This window comes from Pseudomonas sp. NFIX49 (assembly GCF_900115915.1).
Lineage (GTDB): Bacteria > Pseudomonadota > Gammaproteobacteria > Pseudomonadales > Pseudomonadaceae > Aquipseudomonas > Aquipseudomonas pharyngis.
On sequence record NZ_FOYE01000009.1, the window covers coordinates 184,109 to 204,580 of the forward strand.

General features: G+C 59.0%; 23 protein-coding genes and 1 pseudogene. 10 read left to right on the plus strand and 14 right to left on the minus strand.

Translation table 11 applies throughout. The features are described from left to right. Positions 1-65: 65 nt before the first annotated feature. The gene (locus BMZ46_RS24735; protein ID WP_039767675.1) at positions 66-422 is read right to left on the minus strand and encodes a hypothetical protein; all 357 of its coding nucleotides are present in this window, start codon (positions 420-422) and stop codon (positions 66-68) included. A gap of 172 nt (positions 423-594) precedes the next feature. On the opposite strand from BMZ46_RS24735, the pseudogene BMZ46_RS24740 reads away from it, so the two are divergent. The 3 genes and pseudogenes from BMZ46_RS24740 to BMZ46_RS24750 all read left to right on the plus strand — a co-directional run bounded on the left by BMZ46_RS24740 (position 595) and on the right by BMZ46_RS24750 (position 3,181). Next, positions 595-2,136, plus strand: a pseudogene (locus tag BMZ46_RS24740) (phospholipase effector Tle1 domain-containing protein). Then, positions 2,136-2,792: a DUF2931 family protein gene (locus BMZ46_RS24745; protein WP_074688718.1), complete on the plus strand. Its 657-nt coding sequence runs from the start codon at positions 2,136-2,138 to the stop codon at positions 2,790-2,792. Before BMZ46_RS24740 ends, BMZ46_RS24745 begins: the two are co-directional and overlap by 1 nt. A gap of 98 nt (positions 2,793-2,890) precedes the next feature. Beyond that, positions 2,891-3,181 carry a hypothetical protein gene (locus BMZ46_RS24750; protein WP_254778412.1) on the plus strand — a complete coding sequence of 97 codons (291 nt, stop codon included), beginning with the start codon at positions 2,891-2,893 and terminating at the stop codon, positions 3,179-3,181. A gap of 98 nt (positions 3,182-3,279) precedes the next feature. On the opposite strand, the gene BMZ46_RS24755 is transcribed toward BMZ46_RS24750, so the two are convergent. The 3 genes from BMZ46_RS24755 to BMZ46_RS24765 form a co-directional block, all read right to left on the minus strand. After that, positions 3,280-3,558, minus strand: coding sequence for a hypothetical protein (locus BMZ46_RS24755; RefSeq protein ID WP_074688714.1), 279 nt, complete (start codon positions 3,556-3,558; stop codon positions 3,280-3,282). Between the two features lie 169 nt (positions 3,559-3,727). Beyond that, positions 3,728-4,834, minus strand: a complete 1,107-nt coding sequence (locus BMZ46_RS24760) for a DNA alkylation repair protein (RefSeq protein ID WP_074688712.1) — start codon at positions 4,832-4,834, stop codon at positions 3,728-3,730. Between the two features lie 2 nt (positions 4,835-4,836). Next, on the minus strand, positions 4,837-5,442 hold the full coding sequence (locus BMZ46_RS24765) for a glutathione S-transferase (RefSeq protein WP_039767049.1): 606 nt from the start codon (positions 5,440-5,442) through the stop codon (positions 4,837-4,839). 410 nt (positions 5,443-5,852) lie between these two features. Here BMZ46_RS24765 and BMZ46_RS24770 point away from each other — a divergent pair, with 410 nt between their 5' ends. From BMZ46_RS24770 to BMZ46_RS24780, 3 genes are all read left to right on the plus strand, one after another. Continuing rightward, positions 5,853-6,257: a TraR/DksA family transcriptional regulator gene (locus tag BMZ46_RS24770; protein ID WP_039767046.1), complete on the plus strand. Its 405-nt coding sequence runs from the start codon at positions 5,853-5,855 to the stop codon at positions 6,255-6,257. 609 nt (positions 6,258-6,866) lie between these two features. Next, positions 6,867-8,090, plus strand: a complete 1,224-nt coding sequence (locus BMZ46_RS24775; RefSeq protein WP_371855585.1) for a methyl-accepting chemotaxis protein — start codon at positions 6,867-6,869, stop codon at positions 8,088-8,090. 113 nt (positions 8,091-8,203) lie between these two features. Then, positions 8,204-8,407 (plus strand): hypothetical protein, encoded by a 204-nt coding sequence (locus BMZ46_RS24780; RefSeq protein ID WP_074688708.1) that lies wholly within the window; start codon positions 8,204-8,206, stop codon positions 8,405-8,407. Positions 8,408-8,413: 6 nt separating this feature from the next. On the opposite strand, the gene BMZ46_RS24785 is transcribed toward BMZ46_RS24780, so the two are convergent. After that, complete coding sequence (locus BMZ46_RS24785; RefSeq protein WP_039767041.1) at positions 8,414-8,650, minus strand: DUF2789 family protein; 237 nt, start codon at positions 8,648-8,650, stop codon at positions 8,414-8,416. A gap of 37 nt (positions 8,651-8,687) precedes the next feature. Continuing rightward, positions 8,688-8,951, minus strand: coding sequence for a hypothetical protein (locus BMZ46_RS29630; protein WP_074688706.1), 264 nt, complete (start codon positions 8,949-8,951; stop codon positions 8,688-8,690). A gap of 408 nt (positions 8,952-9,359) precedes the next feature. Between BMZ46_RS29630 and BMZ46_RS24795 the strand changes: the two genes are divergently transcribed. The 3 genes from BMZ46_RS24795 (at position 9,360) to BMZ46_RS24805 (ending at position 11,169) form a co-directional block, all read left to right on the plus strand. Then, a complete protein-coding gene (locus BMZ46_RS24795) occupies positions 9,360-9,830 on the plus strand; it encodes a hypothetical protein (RefSeq protein WP_007950541.1) in 471 nt (156 codons plus the stop codon). Beyond that, a complete protein-coding gene (locus BMZ46_RS24800) occupies positions 9,827-10,024 on the plus strand; it encodes a hypothetical protein (protein WP_039767035.1) in 198 nt (65 codons plus the stop codon). The genes BMZ46_RS24795 and BMZ46_RS24800 overlap by 4 nt, the downstream gene beginning before the upstream one ends. A 128-nt stretch (positions 10,025-10,152) precedes the next feature. After that, a complete protein-coding gene (locus BMZ46_RS24805) occupies positions 10,153-11,169 on the plus strand; it encodes an ABC transporter substrate-binding protein (RefSeq protein ID WP_074688704.1) in 1,017 nt (338 codons plus the stop codon). A gap of 114 nt (positions 11,170-11,283) precedes the next feature. Here the strand turns inward: BMZ46_RS24805 and BMZ46_RS24810 are convergent, their stop codons facing one another. Further along, complete coding sequence (locus BMZ46_RS24810) at positions 11,284-13,416, minus strand: TonB-dependent receptor (protein WP_074688702.1); 2,133 nt, start codon at positions 13,414-13,416, stop codon at positions 11,284-11,286. Positions 13,417-13,510: 94 nt separating this feature from the next. Further along, on the minus strand, positions 13,511-13,897 hold the full coding sequence (locus tag BMZ46_RS24815) for a DUF2946 domain-containing protein (protein WP_011334690.1): 387 nt from the start codon (positions 13,895-13,897) through the stop codon (positions 13,511-13,513). A gap of 94 nt (positions 13,898-13,991) precedes the next feature. Between BMZ46_RS24815 and BMZ46_RS24820 the strand changes: the two genes are divergently transcribed. Beyond that, on the plus strand, positions 13,992-14,432 hold the full coding sequence (locus BMZ46_RS24820; RefSeq protein ID WP_074688700.1) for a DUF3995 domain-containing protein: 441 nt from the start codon (positions 13,992-13,994) through the stop codon (positions 14,430-14,432). Here the strand turns inward: BMZ46_RS24820 and BMZ46_RS24825 are convergent. From BMZ46_RS24825 to BMZ46_RS24850, 6 genes are read right to left on the minus strand one after another with little or no spacing between them, the layout of a single operon-like run. Continuing rightward, a complete protein-coding gene (locus tag BMZ46_RS24825) occupies positions 14,429-14,791 on the minus strand; it encodes a Na+/H+ antiporter subunit G (RefSeq protein ID WP_064379433.1) in 363 nt (120 codons plus the stop codon). The two genes, BMZ46_RS24820 and BMZ46_RS24825, sit on opposite strands and share 4 nt — an antisense overlap. Next, entirely contained in the window at positions 14,788-15,066 is a 279-nt protein-coding gene (locus BMZ46_RS24830; RefSeq protein WP_011334688.1) for a K+/H+ antiporter subunit F, read from the minus strand. Before BMZ46_RS24830 ends, BMZ46_RS24825 begins: the two co-directional genes overlap by 4 nt. Beyond that, the gene (locus BMZ46_RS24835; RefSeq protein ID WP_039767025.1) at positions 15,063-15,551 is read right to left on the minus strand and encodes a Na+/H+ antiporter subunit E; all 489 of its coding nucleotides are present in this window, start codon (positions 15,549-15,551) and stop codon (positions 15,063-15,065) included. The genes BMZ46_RS24830 and BMZ46_RS24835 overlap by 4 nt, the downstream gene beginning before the upstream one ends. Continuing rightward, the gene (locus tag BMZ46_RS24840; RefSeq protein ID WP_039767023.1) at positions 15,548-17,227 is read right to left on the minus strand and encodes a monovalent cation/H+ antiporter subunit D; all 1,680 of its coding nucleotides are present in this window, start codon (positions 17,225-17,227) and stop codon (positions 15,548-15,550) included. The genes BMZ46_RS24835 and BMZ46_RS24840 overlap by 4 nt, the downstream gene beginning before the upstream one ends. Beyond that, entirely contained in the window at positions 17,224-17,568 is a 345-nt protein-coding gene (locus BMZ46_RS24845) for a Na+/H+ antiporter subunit C (protein ID WP_003192163.1), read from the minus strand. The genes BMZ46_RS24840 and BMZ46_RS24845 overlap by 4 nt, the downstream gene beginning before the upstream one ends. After that, complete coding sequence (locus BMZ46_RS24850; protein WP_039767016.1) at positions 17,568-20,468, minus strand: monovalent cation/H+ antiporter subunit A; 2,901 nt, start codon at positions 20,466-20,468, stop codon at positions 17,568-17,570. Before BMZ46_RS24850 ends, BMZ46_RS24845 begins: the two co-directional genes overlap by 1 nt. Positions 20,469-20,472: the final 4 nt, after the last annotated feature.

Genomic DNA, 20,472 nt, shown 5'->3' on the forward strand with positions numbered 1-20,472 from the left:
CTGTCCTTCAGAAAAAGGGAGCAGATTCATTACCTGAATCTGCTCCCTTTTTTGTTTGTTTGAGCTCAGCCGTTGGCGTTTGCTCTCTTTTCCGCTGTCACGATGCAAGCCTTGTAGAAATTGGAATGGAAATCGCTGATCGCTTTCTGTTGCAAACTCTCGCTTGAGTATTGAGGAATCTCGTACGCCTCGCGAATCAACGACTTGAACACCTCACCCACATACTCGTTCTGCTTACCTGCCGCTTCGGCCAGTTCCAACACCGAAGCCATGGGCACGCCTTGCTGCCTGGTTTTCATGACCTGTTTGGCCGAGTTTTCTATTCGTTGGCACTCTTCGAGCTCTTCCTGCGGTACGGGAGAGGCAAGAGCGGAAAAACTGATGGCGAAGGTTACTGCTGCTGCCAGACATTGTTTGTGCACGAGGTGTCGTCCCTGGTTTTGAGGCTGAACCTTATCATTCGTGGCTCGGCGCCACCATTGCAGGCAGGGAGAAAGAGCGCCAAGTGCTGGCACGCGGCCACGCCTTGCGCCCCCCGATTTCCGCTGTCACCCTTCGGCCCGTTCTTCAAGGATCAGAAGAAGGAATCAAGGATTGAGTGGCTACATTCCCAACCCGCCTAAAAACTATCGCAACAAAGGAACCGACCCCGTCGATATTCATGCCCAGCGTTGGGCTGAATATGAGAAACACGGGAAGGAACCGGCATCGGCACGTGAAAAAATTGGCATAGCCCTGCGGATCGGAGTGTTCTTCGATGGGACGGGGAATAATGCCAATAACGCTGCTGCGGGTTTACTTTGCGGTGCCCATCATCCCATTGCTGCTCAAGATATTGATGCCAGTTGCAAGCCGTTCATGAAAGATCCGGACAGCAGCTACGGTAATGACACCAGCAATGTGCAGAAACTGAGTGACTTGTACTGCGCACCTCAGAAAGCCGAAGGGGAGGGTTCGCAGAAGCAAGCCTTTCGCATGGTATATGTCGAGGGGATCGGTACCCGCTCAGGCATGGAGGACAGCACGCTTGGGGCTGGTACTGGTCGAGGTGAAACGGGGGTTGCAGGTCGTGTTCAGCTTTCGTTCGCAGAGATTAAATCGCGCATTGAAGATGTGCTGGATGAACATCCGAATTGTGAAATCACCTCTCTGACGTTCGATGCATTCGGCTTTAGTCGTGGCGCCGCTGCTGCTCGACATTTTGCAAATGAAGTCGTGCGTGGCGAACAAGGGCCTCTCGGTGAAGTTTTGCGCAGCAATGCCAATGACCTCAGTTCAACTTTCAATGCTCAGTACAAAAGCAGTATCAACATGGGCTTCATTGGCCTGTTTGACACAGTGCCGTCAATCGCCGGATGGTCCAATCTGGGCAATATCAAAAGCCCCGTCGCAACGGGTATCAAGTTGTACCTTGATCGTCGTTTCTTCAGTGATGTCGTCCAGCTAACCGCTCGCGACGAGTGCCGCGCCAATTTCGCCCTCAGCCGCGTCAAGCCAGACCATACGGAAATCACTCTGCCGGGTGTTCATTCCGATCTTGGCGGTGGTTATCTCGAAGATGCACAGGAAAATGTGCTCGTAAGTCCTATGCAAACCCTCGATGTGTCTCAGAGTACTGATGTCACCACGACCTCTATTTACCGTGATGCGGTAGCGGCCAGAGAACAGTGGATTGGCAAAGGATGGCCAGCAGAAATGCTCGAAATCGTCACGCCTGATGCGGCTCCTATACCGAGTAACCTGCGAGATAGACTCAGTCCACGTGCGAAACGTATTTATGCGGCCGTCCAGCTCAAGCGACCTGTCAGCGGCATGCTGTCCAGGGTTTACCTGCGAGTGATGCATCACTTGGCAAAAGAAAAAGGTGTTCGCTTCAACGATGTTCCCGGGACCGCTGCCTTGGCTGTTCCCTCAGAGCTGTAAGCGCTGTGCGATCGGTTTCTGAGCGGTGACTACAGCACCACCCCGCAAGAAGAACAATTACTGAAACTGAAGTACATTCACACGTCCGCAAACTGGAATCATCCCCTTGGGCGAAGAGATGGAAGTGGTATCAGAGCCGTCTACATTAACGCTCCAACGGCAGACTCGATTCGCGTGCAACATCCTCACGTACCTGACTGGACACTCTGGTAATGAAATTCCTTGTCACCCTGCTCTGCGCGTTGTTCATGACCGGTTGTCAGTCTGCTGACCCACTGTCAGCAAAAAATGACCCCAAGTCTGAATGGTGGGAATTAGCTTTCACTGAACCGAATTACATGAAGGTTTGGGTGGAAGACAGCTCTGTGCAAGACATTACGGGCAAAGTCTTCTTCAGAACAGGTGGAGGAACAGCAGCAGGCGGAGAGCCTGACGATGGAACCGAGTCTGCCCGTGGTTGGACAGGCGTGGGCGGTAGCGGAAAACGCGTTGTAGGTGCTGACTTACCAGTTCGTATCTACGTTCGCTGGCAATCAATTGTGGAACAGAAAACCTGGCAGGCATGGGTGGATATACCGGAAGAGGCCAGACAAATAATGGTGAAGTCCACAAGCCAGCGCTGCCCTGAAACACCGGAGAAAACTGCGCGGTTCATGGCCTCGGTTTATTTAGGGCTGGCACCAGGTGGAGTGGTACAGGTTTGGGTGAGAGATTCGTGTCGACGCCCGATCAAAGTGGCCCGAATGCAAGGTGAGATCGAACCACTGGGCCCGGAGCAGGGGAAGAACGAAGGACGTTACGCGTATCCAGTCAGTGAGAAGTCCAAGCGCTACATCGAGAAGTACGGCATTCCGTATGGCAGTTGGTAATTCTTGGATATTGGGGATGAGAGGGCAAGTTTTAAAAAATAATTCCCTTCCCATTTTTCCTTTATGGAACCTGGATACTGGATGCTGTTTTGAAAATCGTGAAATCTACTCGCTTTGATGATGTTGACCATGATCTTGGGTATGAATACCGTGGTTACAAATACGATGTACAGAACGAAGAGAATGTGTTTCTGATTAGGGTTTACGATGACGAACCCGGTCAGGCGACGGTAGTGCGTCCTACGTCAATGTCTAAAAACGAGAACCTTAGAGCACTTGTCGAATTTTTACAGTCCGAGCTGGAAGTTTCCAGAGTCTCGCTTTACAAGGGAGATGTTGGGTGTTACGCCGAGATTGATCTTGATAGTTTGACCTTCAATCCCATCTGAAGCCGGCCTTTTAGTAGGGAGAGGACAGACCTATCTCTCGAAAATAAATCTGTCCCCTGTAGTATTTTGTCCCTTGTAGTATTTTGTTTAGTGGAATGTTAGTTAATGCCTAACTCTGCTAGAAGCTTTTTCGCGGTGATTTTTGGACCAAGCTTGTTGAACGCGTCAGCTACTGTGTTGTAAGCCCTGATTTTCATTGCGTCAGTGTTATCTTTCGCATCGACGTCATAACCTAGCTCTTTCAGTACTTTGACCTTAAAGCCAAAGCCCTCCCATCCAGGGCCGCCTAGCGAGGATAGTGCGCCTTCAATCTTTGAGTGGTTTGGAAGGGAACCTTCAAATTTATTCAGATCCTCAATGCTTACATGTTCGAGCATGATTCGTTCCTCTTTAGTAGTGCTTGGTATTGTTTATGGATATTTTTTGTCAAGCTATAGGCTTCGGGACCACTGTCCGGGACTTTTTGCTATTTTCCGAGAAAGCCGGCATGCCAGATTTCCCCTCCACTTGCGATTTCTTACTTGATAAATAAAGTGCTTTTAAAGTTTATCGAGTGATGATATTGACGGCCGTACTCCCCAGCCGCTCCCCATTAATCACCACATGTACCGCATGCACCCCCGCATAATGCTTCCTCGTAGTGAAATCCTTAATCACCTGTCGCCGCGCCACAACCGCACTCCCAAACCCCTCCAGCTCCAACGTCTTCAACTTGAAAACCTTCGCCGAAGTCCCGCCATTCGCCTTCACATAGTCAATCGCATAATCAATCACCAACCGCTGTTCCACCGGCACCAACGACCGCACGGTAAACGACAATGTAATCGTATCCCCAAGCCGCACAACCGCCGGCTCCACTTTCACATCCAGCAATTCAACCTCAGCCTTCGCCCCTGCGCCTATAACCGTGAGCGCCCGCGAATTCCCCTGTTTGATCAAACTCCGCAACGCATGTCTGGCAATCCACGCCGTGTGCCTGTTCTCCAGTGACCACCCCTCAACCGTATCCAGCACCCATTCCGGATGCTCCTTGGTTACATCATTCAAATGATTCGCCACGGACTTGCGCACGTACAAACTTTCATCCGCCTTCAACCGGTCGAGAATCCCGGCAGCCAACAGCGGATCCGCCTGCACCGGTTCCAGCCGAAACGACCACGGCAGGCGAGGGCGGCTGCCTTCGCTGGCTAGTCTTCGGACGTGGTGGTTTTCGTCTCGGGTCCAGTCGTGCATCAGTTCCAGCGAGCGTTCCAGGTCGCTGCGCAGGAAGTGGCGGATGGCGAATTCGGAGGAGCCGAAGGTGGTGAAGTACTTCAGGGCTTCCATTGATGTGTCGAACGCGTGCGCGCCGTAGCACGCGACGTAGTGCGGCAGGCACATGCTGACGAAGCCGCTGTTCAGGCGTGGGGCAAGTTCGCGCAGCACAGCGAGGGAATCTGCGTAATCCAGCGGCAGCACCGCGTGCAGGCTTTCGCTGACGCGGGCCATGCGTTGCATGACGGAGAGGTCGGCGAGGCCGTCGTTGGCGTGCTTGAGAAATGCCTTGGCCTTGAACGCCGGGTACACGGCGCTCATTTCTGTGGCGATGTGTTGCAGGCGTTCGGCGTTGAAGATTTCTTTGAGGGCCGGGGCGGCGGTTTCGGTGGCGCTCATGGTCAGGTCATCGGGGTGTCGATGAACGCCTGGGTGCTTTCGGCGTACGCGGTGTATTGGGCGATGCGCGGGAAACATTGAGCGTCGATCTGGTCGGGGACGACGAGGCCGGTGAAGCTCCAGGCGACGGCGAGGGTGATGCCGTCCTGTTGGAGAGGGCCGTCGGTGGGCAGCGGGTGTTTTTCGAGTTCGTGTTCGAGGGCGGTGAAGGCGGCGGCGAGTTGGCCTTCGACGCGTTCGACCCACGGCTGGTATTGAATGTCGGCCGGGCGCAGGTTGCGTTCGTAGTAGAGCTGCACGGCTTTTTCGCAGGCGGCAAGACCGAGGCCGATCAGGCGCAGGGCTTTGACCCGTTGGGTCAGGTCGGTGGGCAGCAGGGTTTTGCCGGACAGGGCTTCGAGGTAGTCGAGGATCAGGGTCGAGTCGATCAGCACTTCGCCGTCATCAAGGACCAGGGTCGGCGCCTTGACCACCGGGTTGATCTGCTGGAAACGTTCGAAGTGGCGGAACACCGAGACCGGGTCGTGTTCCAGTTCGACCCCCAGGCATTTGGCAGAGATCGCCACGCGGCGCACGTAAGGGGAGTCCAGCATGCCGATCAGTTTCATGACGCGTTCCTTCTAGTCGAACCGGGGAGGGCATAACGTAGCCGAGGTTGGGGGGATTTGTCAGTCTTTGCGAGGGGGTGGGTTTTGCGGTGACCGACCGTAACGAATTGCGACAAAGCGCCGCTCGTCCGACGTTTGTCTTCTATATACATCCGCTCGACTGAATTTCTTGCTATAAACGCACTCCGATGAGCGCTGTGAAGCCTGTGTCAGAGCAGTTTCCGGGCCTTGTCGGACAAATTCCCGGTATTTACAGTTGCTGAGGCCTCAAACGGGCCTTAGACTGCCGCCCCTTCGTAAATTGAGTGCCGGGTGGCGTTTGCAATAAACGATGCCTTTCCGATGACCGCAGGCGGTTCGCCGGAACGCTCCCTAATTCGCCTTAATGCACGTTTTTTATAGAGATATCAATGACAAAGGACAAGTTGCTGGCCATGCCGGCAGATGACTACATGAATGCCGAGCAACACGCTTTCTTTCAAGAGCTGTTGCAGAACATGAAAGTCGAAACCCATGAGCGCATTGAGCAGAACCGTATTGCCATCGAAAGCCTGGACACCCCGGCTGACCCGGCGGACGCCGCATCGGTGGAAGAAGAGCGCACCTGGCTGGTAAACGCGATCGATCGCGACCAGCGCATGCTGCCGCAACTCGAGCAGGCCCTTGAGCGTATCAAGGAAGACAGCTTCGGCTGGTGCGACGACAGCGGCGAGCCGATCGGCCTGAAACGCCTGCTGATCAGCCCGACCACCAAGTACTGCATCGAAGCTCAAGAGCGTCACGAGCAGATCGACAAGCACCAGCGTCAGGCCTGATTCCTGAGGCGACCCCTTCAATGCGGGTCGTCGCGAAAAGATCGCAGCCTTTTGCAGCTCCTCCGGGAACTGCAAAAGGCTGCGATCTTTGCTTTTTCTCGTCTGCCGGAAAGTCTCCCCGCCATTCCATTGACCTGCCACAGACCCACGACTAACGGACCATGGATAATGGCGTTGTAGTGGCGTTTAATGCAGTCACAACAATGAGAACAAGCGTGGGGTAACAAAATGACGAGAGATGGATCTCTGGTTGCGGCTCTGCCTGCACCAGTTGTTTTGCCGAAGAATCGCTGGCTGACGCCGACCCTGCAAAGCATCGCTCTGATGCTGTTGCTGGCCGGAATGAGCCTGGGCGAATGGCCCTTGTACATTGGCATGCCGCTGGCGGTGCTGATCGTCTGGCTGCCGCGCCTGCGTTCCCGGGCGGTCCCCGATGCGCAACCGGTCGACAGCAGCAACGCGATGTCCGAGCTGACTCGCGATCTTTCCTACACCACCAGCCATAACGCGCTGTCAGCCGCCGGCGTGGCATTTTCCGTCAAGGAATTGGCCGGCAAGCTGCAATCGCAACTCGACGCCGCCGCGCAGATAGTCAACAACGCTCAAGTCATGATCGCCACTGAGCAGGCCACTTCGCAGCTCAGCCGTGAAGCCTTGGGCGCTGCCAGCGAAGCCCATCACAGCAGCGCGGCGGGGCGCACCGAGCTGGTGGATTCCATTTCGCGCATGCATCAGCTCAGCCAGCGTGCCAATGCCAGCCGCGAACTGATCGAAGCTTTGAGCCAGCGCAGTGACGACATTCAGCGCGTGACGTTGGTGATTCAATCCATCGCCAGCCAGACCAACCTTCTGGCATTGAACGCCGCCATCGAAGCGGCCCGGGCCGGCGAGCACGGTCGTGGATTTGCAGTGGTCGCGGACGAGGTACGCGGCTTGGCGGCGCGTACCGCGACGGCCACTGGCGAAGTGGGCGAGATGGTCGCCGACATCCAGCAACGCACGGCGCAGGTGGTGGAACAGATTCGGCAGCTCTCCGACGATTTGCACATGGGTGTCGAGCAAGTCGAACACACCGGTCAGCACCTGGCAAACATTGCGCGACTGGCGGCCGGGGTGGAAACCCAGGTTGGCGAAATCGCCCGAGGCGCGGAAACCAATCGTGAACAGCTCGACAGTCTGTTCACCGCCATCGAACAGATGCGCAGCGATCTTGCGATCAGCGACCAACAGACCCGGCGTCTGGCCGAGGCCGCAGTGCAGATGGAAAAGCAGGCGGAAACCATCAGCGAACGTCTGGCAGAAGTCGGGCTGGATGACTATCACCAGCGCATCTACGATCTTGCCCGCGAAGGGGCCAGTCAGATTGCCGCGCGGTTCGAGGCCGATGTCGAGCAGGGACGCATCAGTCTTGAGGACCTGTTCGACCGTCAGTATCAGCCGATTCCAGACACCCAGCCCGCCAAGTTCCAGACTCGTTTTGATCGCTACACCGATCAGGTGCTGCCGGCCATCCAGGAACCGTTACTGCCGCGCCACGAAGGCCTGGTGTTCGCCATCGCTTGCACGCAGCAGGGTTACGTGCCGACCCACAATCAGGTGTTCAGCCAGCCACTGACCGGGGATGTGCAGGTCGATACCGTGAACAATCGCACCAAACGCAAATTCGCCGACCGCACCGGCATCCGCTGCGGCAGCCATCAGCAACCGGTGCTGTTGCAGACCTACACCCGCGATACCGGAGAGCTGATGCACGACCTGTCGGTGCCGATCATGGTCAAGGGCCGGCATTGGGGCGGGTTGCGTCTGGGCTATAAACCGGAGAAGCCGCGCTGAGCCATTGTTGCCGGAACTGCAATTAAGCTGTGCAGCGGAGTTGCTGTTTCCTCTTGATCCAAATCATTAACATGCCCACATAGTTAGGTTGCTAATGAAATTGGGAGGTCAACATGCAATGCAGAGTCGATGTCGCGGTGATGATCGGCACCGGTGTACCCGCCGGTCTGCGCGCGATGGGGCAAAGTGTCTGCTGGGTGGTGCTGCTCAATGGCGAACGCCGGGGCACTGCGTTTGCAAGTCGTAACGAGGCGGAAGAGTGCAGGGCTGCATGGCTTGCGCAATTGAGCGCTGAAACCGGTGACAGCCTGCACTGATCAAGATTACTTGCCCCGGTGCAGGCGCACATTCAGCTCATCGACCATGATGGCTTCCTCGCCATCGGCCCGCAGCCACTCCTTGAGCATTTGCGCCTGTTGTGGGCTCCAGAAGTCGGCGTCGATCAGCTTGGTATCGGCATCCAGCGGATGGGCTTCGATGAAGTCGTCGATCGCCGTTTCCTCCGAAGGCAGCCCTAATTGATCGAACAGGGTTGTCAGGTTGTAGGCAGGCAGTTCCATGGTGTGCTCCTTGAAAGATGGCGGGGTCGATCTCTCTTTATCTGAGGTGCTCGCTGGCCAGGAGTTCGATCCGGGATTCAAGTGAACGGGCGAGGGCGCAAGCGGCGTTGTGATTCTCACGGAAACCTCTGACAAGCCCCGTCGACTTTTCCCTGATATGGAAAAAGCCGTTGCCCGCCGGGATTACCTGAAACAACGGTGCCTGACCGCAAGACTCGATTGCAGGAACAGTCTCGAAGGCTGGAGTGTTCAAGGCAAAGGCGGGTTCGTGAGTCACGGCAAAATGCGTCATAGTGCACATATGAAGTCCTTTTCATGGTTTGGCCCGCATTTACAGGGTGTTGCGGGTAGTCGCGAACAGCATCGCTGCTCTAGAATCGCCAACACCTGTTGACGGCATGGCCCTATCTAAAGCAATTTTTTGCGTGCGATATGTCGGAAAAGTGCTTTTGTTGGTGAGTTTTTTCCCTAAAGTTCGTAGTCAGTTTTTTCCTGGCCGGCCGTGACGCGTTTTCCTTCAACATTTGGAGAACGTCTTTGCAGGTTTCGCGAGTGGCATTCCAGTAGTCTTGTGCAACTCGCGTTGAATGAGCACTTCGCTCCCTCAGGCGTATATTCGAGTCATCGCGCAACACCTTCGGCCCGGCCGACTTTTTTTGCTGTGCGCGCTTTCGCGTATGGCACTCTTTTCAAGTGTGGGGATGTTTCTTTGGCAGTCAGTAACCTCGATATGCATGCTTTGTTCGTGCTGGGTGATTTGCGGGCAAAGCTGGTCAAGCAGTTTCAATCGCGTTTTGTTTACATCACCGAGCAAAACGCCGAAGGCATTTACGTTGCCGAGATCGACACCGAAAGCGCATTGGTGGTCGATGACAAACCTGGCCTCAAGCTCAAGGTCGGCGATCATTTCAGCGCGTCGGTACTGCCCAGCCGTGAAGGCGGCAAGATGGACATCCGCTTTCGCGAAATCAAAATGACCGTGTACGGTCTGGGCGACTACGCGTTCGTCACCACGGCCGATGGCCACGCCATCGTGTTCAAGGAAGGCCACAGCGCGGTTACCGTGTTCGCCGCCAATGAACAACTGCAGGAAGGCCTGACCAAAACCTTGAAAGCCGTCACCGCCAAAGCCGCCAAGTGGCGCAAGGGCGAACTGGTGACGTTCAAGGCCAGCGAGTGAGCCGCGCCGATTTCCATTTGCAGAACCTCGACAGCGCCCGCGAGGAAGCACGTCGGTTGTTCACGGCAAAGGCTGAATTGAAGGGTGCCTGGCTGGGTTGGGTCGCCTCGCAAATCTACGCCTTGCAGCCTGCGGAATACGCCAGCATGGTCAGACGCGAGCTGAAGAGCCTGCAGGAAATGTCTGAAAAGTAGCCTCGTGCGTGTTATGCCCCTGAAAAAGCAGGAACCTCGTCTACAGTCAGTTGACTGAGTATTCAGAGGCTTGCGGTCTTCTGTCAGGCCATCCTGCTATTGCTGTGAACGGCACGAGGTGCAAAAGCATGAACGGATTTCGACGGTTGCTGGCTGCTGGGTTGACCACATTCGGCCTGATGACGGTGGTGCCTTCGGTGAGCGCGGCACAGGCGCCGATTCACTTTGCCGATCTGAACTGGGAAAGCGGCAGCCTGATCACCGACGTCCTGCGGATCATTGTCGAGAAGGGCTATGGCCTGCCGACCGATACCTTGCCGGGCACCACCATCACCCTTGAGACTGCGCTGGCCAACAATGACATTCAGGTCATCGGCGAAGAGTGGGCCGGGCGCAGTCCGGTATGGGTCAAGGCCGAGGCCGAAGGCAAGGTCGCCAGCCTGGGCGATACGGTCAAGGGTGCCACTGAAGGCTGGTGGGTGCCGGAGTACGTGATCAAGGGCGACCCGGCCAAGGGCATCAAACCCTTGGCGCCGGATCTGCGCAGTGTCAGCGATCTGAAGAGGTACAAGGACGTGTTCAAGGATCCGGAAACCCCGAGCAAGGGCCGGTTCCTCAACAGCCCGATCGGTTGGACGTCGGAGGTGGTGAACAAGCAGAAGCTCACGGCTTATGGCTTGCAGAATGACTTCACCAATTTCCGTAGTGGCTCCGGTGCTGCGCTGGATGCCGAGATCAGTTCATCGATCCGCCGCGGCAAGCCGGTGCTGTTCTATTACTGGTCGCCGACACCGTTGCTCGGCAAGTTCAAGCTGATCCAACTGGAAGAGCCGCCGTTCGATGCCGAGGCCTGGAAGACCCTGACCGACGCCGACAACCCCAATCCGAAACCGACCCGGTCACTGGCCTCGAAGCTGTCGATCGGGGTGTCCACGCCGTTCCAGAAGCAGTATCCGCAGATCGCCGAGTTCTTCAGCAAGGTCGACTTTCCGATTGATGATCTGAACAAGGCGCTGGCCGAGATGAGTGAAAAACACACGCCACCTCGGGATGCGGCGACAGCGTTCATGAAAGCGCATCCGGATGTGTGGCAGGCGTGGCTGCCGAAGGATGTGGCAGATAAGGTTTCAGCTGATTTGAAATAGAGGTCGTACCGATGGGCCTCATCGCGGGCAAGCCCGCTCTCACAGGTTTTTCGGTGTGCTCTGAGCGTTGCAAACACATCGATTCCTGTGGGAGCGGGCTTGCCCGCGAAGCTTTTAGAAGCGGGTTTGCACAGCCAGCTCAAAGGTGCGCGGTGTGCCGAGGTAATACGCCGGCGACACATGGGCGAACTCGGCATACACCTCATTCGTCAGGTTGCGCACCCGTCCGGTCACAGTTGTGTGCGAGTCCACCTTGTAGCTGAGAAAGCTGCCAAACAACGTGTACGACGGCACGGTCATGGTGTTGGCCGTGTCGGCGAACACCGACGCCACGTACCGTGCATCGACCCCGCCTTGCCATTGCGGCGAGAAATCGTAGGTCAGCCACAGATTGCCGACCCGGTCCGGCACGTTGGTCGGTGTATTGCCCTTGCGCGAAACCACCACACCGGCGGCGTTCTTCTCGTTGAACTCATCGTATTGCGCATCGACCCAGGCGAAGTTGCCTTCGGCCAGCAACTTGTCGGTGATCCGCAGCGAGCTGGCAATCTCGATGCCCTTCGAAGTCTGCTGGCCGACCGGAATGCTGCTGGTCGGGTCCAGTGGATCCGTCACTGCGAAGTCCTTGCGCTCGATGGTGTAGGCGGCCACCGTCGCCGAACCGCGCCCGTTCAGGTAGTCGAACTTGCTGCCGATTTCCCATTGTTTGCCGGTCGAGACGTCGAAGTCCTGGGTGCCACTGGGTTGCTCGGCGGCGGTGCTGTATTGCACGTACACATTGGCTGACGGAATGAACTGATACGTCAGGCCGACACGCCCGGTGACCGGTTCCCAACTGCGCTTCAAATGACGCGGGTTGCTCGCGGTCACAGTGCGATGGTTGGTCACGTCGAGGTCGATGTCGTCATAGCGAAGACCGGTCAGCAGCGAGAGCTTGTCGGTCAGTGCCAGGCGGTTTTCGCCGAACAGCGCTTTGGTCGTGACTTCGTTGGTCTTGTCGCTGACGAAACCCGGCATCGTTCCGGGGATGTCATAGAAATGCCCCGGTCGGTAGTTGTTCGGGTCCACCGCGCTGGCGCCTTTGACGTTCAGCGGCGAGTTGGTGGTCTGGTTGACCTTGTACTCGAATCCGCCGGACCAGGTGGTGTCGAGGCCGAACAGGGTGTTGTCGTGGCGCAGTTCGAACTGGTTGCCGTTCTGCTCGCCCTGATGTCGCACCTGATACGCAGTGGAGCGGTTCACCGCGCTGTTGTCGGCGTTGTATTGATAGGTTTCCAGGTTGCGGTAATCACGCTGACTGTCGAGGTGATAGAGGGTGTTGCGCAGGGTGGTGCTGTCGTTGATCCGGTAATCGATGATCGAGCGCACCCAGATCGTCCGCTGCTCGTAGCGGCCGTCCTCGACGTTGTAGTTGTTGAAGCGGTTGTGCTTGTCGATCTTCAACTCGCCGGCCTTGGGACTGAGCACCGGCGTGCCCCAGTACGGGCTGTCCTCGTGTTCGTCCTGATATTCCAGGGCCAGGGTGTGCGACAGGTTCGGCGTCAGGTCACTGAGCAACGAGAACGCCGCGCTCCAGGCATCGCGTTCCTGGCGGTCGATGTAGCCGTTGCTGGTGTTGTGGCTGACGTCGAGACGCGCGTAGTGCTGCACGTCGGCGCCGGGGTCGGTCAGCGCGTGATTGAGGCCGAACGCGGTTTCGGTGGTGTCGTAGGTGCCATAGCTGACCCGGCCTTCAATGGCTTGCTCGTCGCGGGTGGCCAGTTTGGTCACGTAGTTCAGCGAACCACCGACCGAGCCGGCGCCGTTGATCAACGATGACGGGCCGCCGACCAGTTCCACCCGATCATAAATCCATGAATCCACGGGGCGCGCCAGCCCGCCGGAAACGTTGACGCCGTTGAACATCTGGGTGATCTGGCTGCTGGTGAAACCGCGATAGGAGACGAATCCGCCAAAGCCCGGCGGTGCACTGGCGTTCACACCCGGCAAGGTGTTGGCCGCGTCCTGAAAGTTTTGCGAACCGCGACGTTCGATGTCACTGCGGTTGGCAATGGCCACCGAGGCCGGGGTGTCACGCACGCTGAGGCCGAGGCGCGAGGCCATGCCGCTGGACTGGTCGAGGCTCAGGCCGGGTTCGGCGCCGGACTCGCCGTCAATAGTGATCGGCGCCAGATCCACGGTGGATTGCGCCCAGACGTTGACGGACAGGCAGCCGCACAGGCTCGCCAGCAAGGTAAGTTGTTTCATTGATTGAATCCTGAATGCTTGTTCTCGGAGTCAGCGCACAGGCGAACGCCGCGCGTTGGCGCAGTGGGCTGACAGATCAAAAAGGCAAGGGCACTCAGGCGAGCGGCGGGGCGCGGGGATTGGCCGAAGGCCAGATAAAGCGGGCAGGAAGGTCGGCACTGACGATGGCCGGCAGCGGCGGGCTGTGTTGTTCCGGCAGAATCGCCAGGGTCAGGCTGGAGTTGAACGCCGGGCCCATGCCTCCGGTGGAGCAGAGCGGACAGCCGAAGGCTTTGGCCAGGGTCGGCAGTTTTTCTTCGGCGGGATTTGAGGCGAGCGGCGCCTGGGTGCTCGGGTCGACGGCACAGAACTGTCCGCCGATACCGTTGAGCTGCATACCGACCATTTGTCCGTGACCGATGCTGCAGGCGAACACGTTGAACAGGACGCAGCAATAGAGCATCCAGGCCAGCAGTGAGCGATCGGTACGGGTGAATTTCATGGGGCGGCACTTTACCGCACCGCCGATCGGTCGTGCACATGGAAAAATGCCGACTAGGATGTTTTGTTCAAATCCCTTTCAAGGATTCTCGACCATGACCTTTGTGTTGGCTCAATGGCTGGTGACGACATTCGCGGTGATCAGCCTGATGCATGTGTATTGGGCGATGGGTGGGCAGTGGGCGGCCGTTGCGGTGGTGCCGCAGGTTCCGGTGGATAACGGCGGGCTGACCCTCAGGCCTGCGTTCAAGCCGTCAGGCTGGATCACGCTGGTGGTGGCGGCAGCTCTGCTACTGATTGCCGCACTGGTGTGCATGCGAGTGGGGTGGTGGCTGCCCGCCGTGCATCACTGGGCGCTGCAATGGGTGATCAGCGCGATTGCGCTGTTGATGTTTGCGCGGGCGATCGGCGATTCGGAGCTGGTGGGTTTTTTCAAGGAAGTGAAGGGATCGAGGTTTGCCCGGCTCGACACTTGGGTTTACTCGCCGCTGTGTCTGATATTGGGAGCCGGGCTGTTGGCTGTCGCCTGGATCTAGCTGCCGGTTTCAGTACGCCGGCTGCTGACCTCGGCCGGCACGTCATCCCCGGCCATGCGCTTGCGGAACAATGCCGCCCGCGCCAGCAGCAGGGTGGTCACTGGCACGGTGATCGACAGCAGAATCGGGATCAGCCATGCGTGCAGCACCGGCCCGGACTTGAGTGCGGAAAAACAGATGATCGAGGCCAGCGCCACGCACCACGCGCCGAGTGTCGAGGCCAGCGCCGGCGGGTGCATGCGCTGGAAGTAATCCTTCATCCGCAGCAGGCCGGTCGCACCGATCAGGGCGAAAATACCGCTGAGCACCAGCAGAATTGCCACCGGGATTTCCACCCACAAAGACAGTTCAGCGTTCATTCGATCACCTCGCCACGCAGGAGGAATTTCGCCAGGGCAAACGAGCCGACGAAGCCGAACAGCGCGATCAGCAGCGCCGCTTCGAAGTAGGTGTCACTGGCATAACGAATCCCCAGGGTCAGCATCATCAGCATGGCGACGATGTACAGGTAATCCAGCGCCAGTACCCGGTCCTGCGCCGACGGGCCTTTGAACAGGCGCACCAGCGTGAGGACCATGGCCAGGGAAAACAGGAACAGCGTCAGCAGAATCGCGTTCGACAGCAGCGGGCTCATTCGAAAATCTCCATCAACGGCCGCTCGTAAGTGACCTTGAAGTGCTGGATGAACTGCGCCTCGTCATCCAGATCCCAGACGTGCAGCAACAGAATGCTGCGATCCAGCGCCAGTTCCGACCAGACTGTGCCGGGAATAACCGTGGTGATCATCGACAATGCTGCCAGGCCGTTGGCGTCGCGCAGGTCCAGCGGCACCTTGATGAAGCGCGAGCGAGGCGGGCGGCGACCGGCGTTGAGCACGCCCCAGGCCACCTGCAGGTTCGAGACGATCACGTCACGCCCGACCAGCAGAAACAATCGCAGGATCGTGCCCGGGCGGCGGATGTGGATCCGCTGAGGGCGCAATTTGCGCATCATCAGCGGGGCGCAGAAACCGAGTACGGCACCCAGCAGCAGGTTGCCCGGGCTGACCGACAGGTTCAGCACCAGCCACAGCAACCACAGCGCAAGCGACAACCACGGAGCCGGAAACAGACGCTTCATGGTTGCACCTCCAGCAGCGCAGCCTTGGCTTCCGGGCTCGGCACGGCGCGGGTGCCGAGTACCGCCATTACGTATTGCTGCGGATTGTTCAGGGCATCGGCCGCTGCCTGGGTGTAACGCAGCAGTGGTTCAGCCTTGAAGGTCAGCGCGATGCTCAGGCCGAGCAGCAGGAAAATCGGTGTGCATTCCAGTTTGCGCAGCAGCGGCGACGGTCGCTCCTCGGGCGACCAGAAGCGCTGGATCCCCAGGCGCGAGAACGCCATCAGCGAGCCGAGGCCTGTAAGAATCAGCAAGGCCAGTAAGCCCCAGGCGGCATTCGAGATCGGTTCGCCTGCGCCGAGGCCCAGTGGATTGAGCAGGGCGCCGATCAGGTTCAGCTTGCCGATGAACCCGGACAGCGGCGGCATGCCGATAATCAGCAGCGCGCAGGCAATGAAGCTCAGACCGAGGAACGCCATGGTCCATGGGATCACCTGACCGACCACCGCTTTCTGATCGTCGTCGAGGTTGATGCCCTTGACCGGACGCTGCCATTCCTGCGGACGTGGCAGCAGTTCGTTTTCATCTTCCAGCGGCACTTCGATGGCGGTACGCGAACGTTCGATCAATTCGGCCAGCAGGAACAGCGCACTCAGCGCCAGGGTCGAGCTGACCAAATAGAACAGCGCGGCGCCGATCAGGTTTGGCTGGGCGAAACCCACGGCCGACAGCAGAATCCCTGCCGATACCAGAATGCTCAGGCTGGCCATGCGTTCCAGGCGTTGCGCGGCAATGATCGCCACGCCCGCGCCGGCCATGGTCGCCATGCCGCCGTAGATCAACCAATCGCCGCCAAAATACGCCGAAGCGCCGGCCTGGCCGGAGAACAGCAGCGTCCACAGGCGCAGCAAGGTGTAGACACCGACCTTGGTCATGATCGCGAACATCGCCGCCACCGGTGCGCTGGCCGACGAGTAGGCCGGCACCAGCCAGAAGTTCAGCGGCCACATGCCGGCCTTGGCCAGGAACGCCACGGCCAGAATTCCCGCGCCGGCGTGCAGCAGGCCACGGTCGGCTTCCGGCACCAGCGGGATCTTCAGGGCCAGATCCGCCATGTTCAACGTGCCGGTCACGCCGTAGATCAACGCCGCGCCGATCAGGAACAGCGACGACGCCAGCAGGTTGATCGAGATGTAATGCAGCCCCGACGACACTCGGGCCCGGCCCGAGCCGTGGAGCAGCAAACCGTAGGACGCGGCCAGCAATACCTCGAAGAACACGAACAGGTTGAACAGGTCTGCGGTCAGGAACGCGCCGTACAGCCCCATCAACTGAATCTGGAACAGCGCGTGGAAGCTCGACCCGGCGCCGTCCCAGCGGGCCATGGCGAACAGCAGGGCGCTGACGCCAATGATTCCGGTCAGCACCAGCATCAATGCCGACAGACGATCGACCACCAGCACGATGCCGAACGGCACCTGCCAGTTGCCCGGCAGATAAACCCCAATCGAACCGGGCACGCCGGTGGTCTGGGTCCATTGCAGCAGCATCACCGAAATGCCGAGGCCGAGGAGGCTGGAGAACAGGTTGATTTTCGCCTTCAGCGGACGGTGCTTTTCGCCGAGCATCAGCATGATGGCGGCAGTCAGCAGCGGCAGCAGAATCGGTGCGGCGATCAGGTGAGTCATCGCCGTCATTCCTTGGGCTCCCTTCCGTCAACGTGGTCGGTGCCGGTCAGGCCCCGTGAGGCCAGCAACACCACCAGGAACAATGCGGTCATGGCGAAGCTGATGACGATGGCCGTCAGCACCAGCGCTTGGGGCAGCGGGTCGGTGTAATTGAGCAGGTCCTGCGGCACGCCGTCCTTGATGATCGGCTCCTTGCCGATGAACAGGCTGCCCATGCTGAAGATGAACAGATTGACGCCGTAGGACAGCAGGCACAGGCCCATCACCACCTGGAACGTCCGTGGTCGCAGGATCAGCCAGACCCCGGACGCGGCGAGCACGCCGATGGCGATTGCAATGACTTCTTCCATCAGACGGCTCCTTTGGCGGCAGCGGTTTTATGGCCCCGGACTGATTGGTGGGCGAGGGCGGTGAGGATCAGCAAGGTCGAGCCGACCACCACGGCGTAGACGCCGATATCGAAGAACAGCGCGCTGGCGATATGGATGTCACCCAGCAGCGGCAGGCTGAAGTGCCAGGTGTGGGTGGTCAGGAACGGATAACCGACCGCCATCGCCCCGAGGCCGGTGACGGTGGCGAACAGCAGGCCGGTGCCCATCCAGCGCAGCGGCCGCAGGCTCATTTGTGCCTCGACCCACTGAGTGCCGGCGACCATGTATTGCAGGATGAACGCCACCGACATCACCAGACCGGCGACGAAACCGCCACCCGGCTGGTTGTGCCCGCGCATGAACAGATAGAACGACACCACCAGCGCAATCGGCAGCAGCAGGCGCACCAGCACCGCCGGCACCATCATGAAACCGAGCGCGGTGTCGCTGGCCGAGCGCGGGTTGACCAGATCGGTGACCACGTCGGGGGCGAGCAGGCGCTGTTGGGCCGGCAGTTGCAGGCTTTCTTTCGGCGGGCGGAAGCGACGCAGCAGGGCGAACACGGTCAGTGCCACGGCGGCGAGCACTGTGATCTCACCAAGGGTGTCGAAACCACGGAAATCCACCAGCATCACGTTGACCACGTTGCTGCCGCCGCCCTCGGGCAGGGCGCGACTCAGATAGAACGAGGAAATGTCGTTCGGCGTCTGCCGGGTCAGCATCGCGTAGGACAGCAGCGCCATGCCGCCACCAACGGCAATCGACAGCAGCAAGTCGCGCAGACGTCGAACCCGCGCCTTGCGCAGGCTGCTTGGCAGCGGCGAAACCTCTTCGATCCGCCGTGGCAGCCAGCGCAGGCCAAGCAGGATCAGCACGGTGGTCACCACTTCGACTACCAGTTGCGTCAGGGCCAGATCCGGTGCCGAGAACCAGACGAAGGTCACGCAGGTCATCAGGCCGCAGACACTGACCATGGTCAGTGCGGCGAGACGGTGATACTTGGCCTGCCACGCAGCACCCAGGGCGCAGGCGATTGCCAGCAGCCACAGGGTCACGAACACGATCGAGCCCGGAATCTTCGGCCGGTCGCCCCAGCTCAGGCTGCTGTGCAGCATCGGGATCAGCCCGGCCAGCACCGCCGCCAGGACCATCAGGAACAATTGCGCTTGCAGGCGCTTTGTGCCGATTCGTCGCTCCAGGCGTCGAGCCAGGCGCATCATCGCCACCAGACTGCGCTCGAACATTCGCTTGCCGTTGAGGCGGCCCGCCAGCGGCGGATACTTGAAGCGGCCACGCTTGAGTTGGTTGCGCAGTAGCAGATACAGCACGATGCCGCCGGACATGGCGATCAAACTCATGATCATCGGTGCATTGAGGCCGTGCCAGATCGCCAGGCTGTATTCCGGCAGCACGCCGCCCACCACCGGCAAGGCGGCAGCGGCGAGCAACGGGCCGACCACCTGGGCCGGGAAAATCCCCACCAGCAGGCAGGTGAACACCAGCAACTCAACCGGTGCACGCATCCAACGAGGCGGTTCGTGCGGGGTGTGCGGCAGGTCGGTGGCGGTCGGGCCGAAGAATACGTCGACGGTAAATCTCAGCGAGTAGGCAACGCTGAACATCCCGGCAATGGTCGCGACGATCGGCAGGCTGGTTTCAACCCAGGCGGTGGCATTGATGAACACGGTTTCGGCGAAGAACATCTCCTTGGACAGGAAACCGTTGAGCAGCGGCACGCCGGCCATGGACGCACTGGCGACCATCGCCAGGGTGGCGGTGAATGGAATCAGTTTGAACAGGCCGTTGAGCTTGCGGATGTCGCGGGTGCCACTTTCGTGGTCGATGATCCCGGCGGCCATGAACAGTGAAGCCTTGAAGGTCGCGTGGTTGAGAATGTGGAACACCGCTGCCACAGCAGCCAGCGGGCTGTTCAGGCCCAGCAGCAGGGTGATCAGGCCGAGATGGCTGATGGTCGAATAGGCCAGCAGCCCTTTGAGATCGTTCTGAAACATCGCGCAGTACGCGCCGAGCAACAGCGTAGCAGCGCCGGCGCCGCTGACGATGTAGAACCATTCTTCGCTGCCGGACAGCGACGGCCACAGGCGGGCCAGCAGGAAAACCCCGGCCTTGACCATGGTCGCCGAGTGCAGGTACGCCGAAACCGGTGTGGGTGCCGCCATCGCGTGGGGCAGCCAGAAGTGGAAGGGGAACTGGGCGCTTTTGCTGAGGGCGCCGATAAGAATGAGCGGAAGCAGGATGGGGTAGAGGGCATGTGCGCGAATCAGATCGCCGGCGGCCAGGACCTTGTCCAGGTCATAGCTGCCGACCACATGGCCGAGGATCATGACCCCCGCCAGCAAGCACAATCCTCCCGCGCCAGTCACCATCAACGCCATGTAAGCACCACGGCGGGCGTCGTGACGGTGGTGCCAGTAGCCGATCAACAGGAACGAGAAAAGGCTGGTCAGCTCCCAGAAGAATACGATCTGGATCAGGTTGCCGGAGATCACCAGCCCGAGCATGGCGCCCATGAACGCCAGAAAGAACGCGAAGAAGCGCGGCACCGGATCGTCCGGCGACATGTAATAACGGGCATATAAGGAGACGAGAGTGCCGATGCCCAGCACCAGCATCGAGAACAGCCAGGCGAAGCCGTCCATGCGCAGGACGAAGTTCAGGCCCAGGCTGGGCAGCCAGGTGAATTCTTCGCGGATCACGCCGCCGTGGGCGATCTGCGGATACAGCAGCGCGACCGAGACAGTGCCGATCAGTGCGACCAGACCTGCCAGCAGGGATTCGGCGTTACGTGCATTGTGCGGCAGCACGGCTGCCAGACAGCTGCCCAGAAAAGGCAGAAGCAGTAGAACTATCAGGGACATAGGC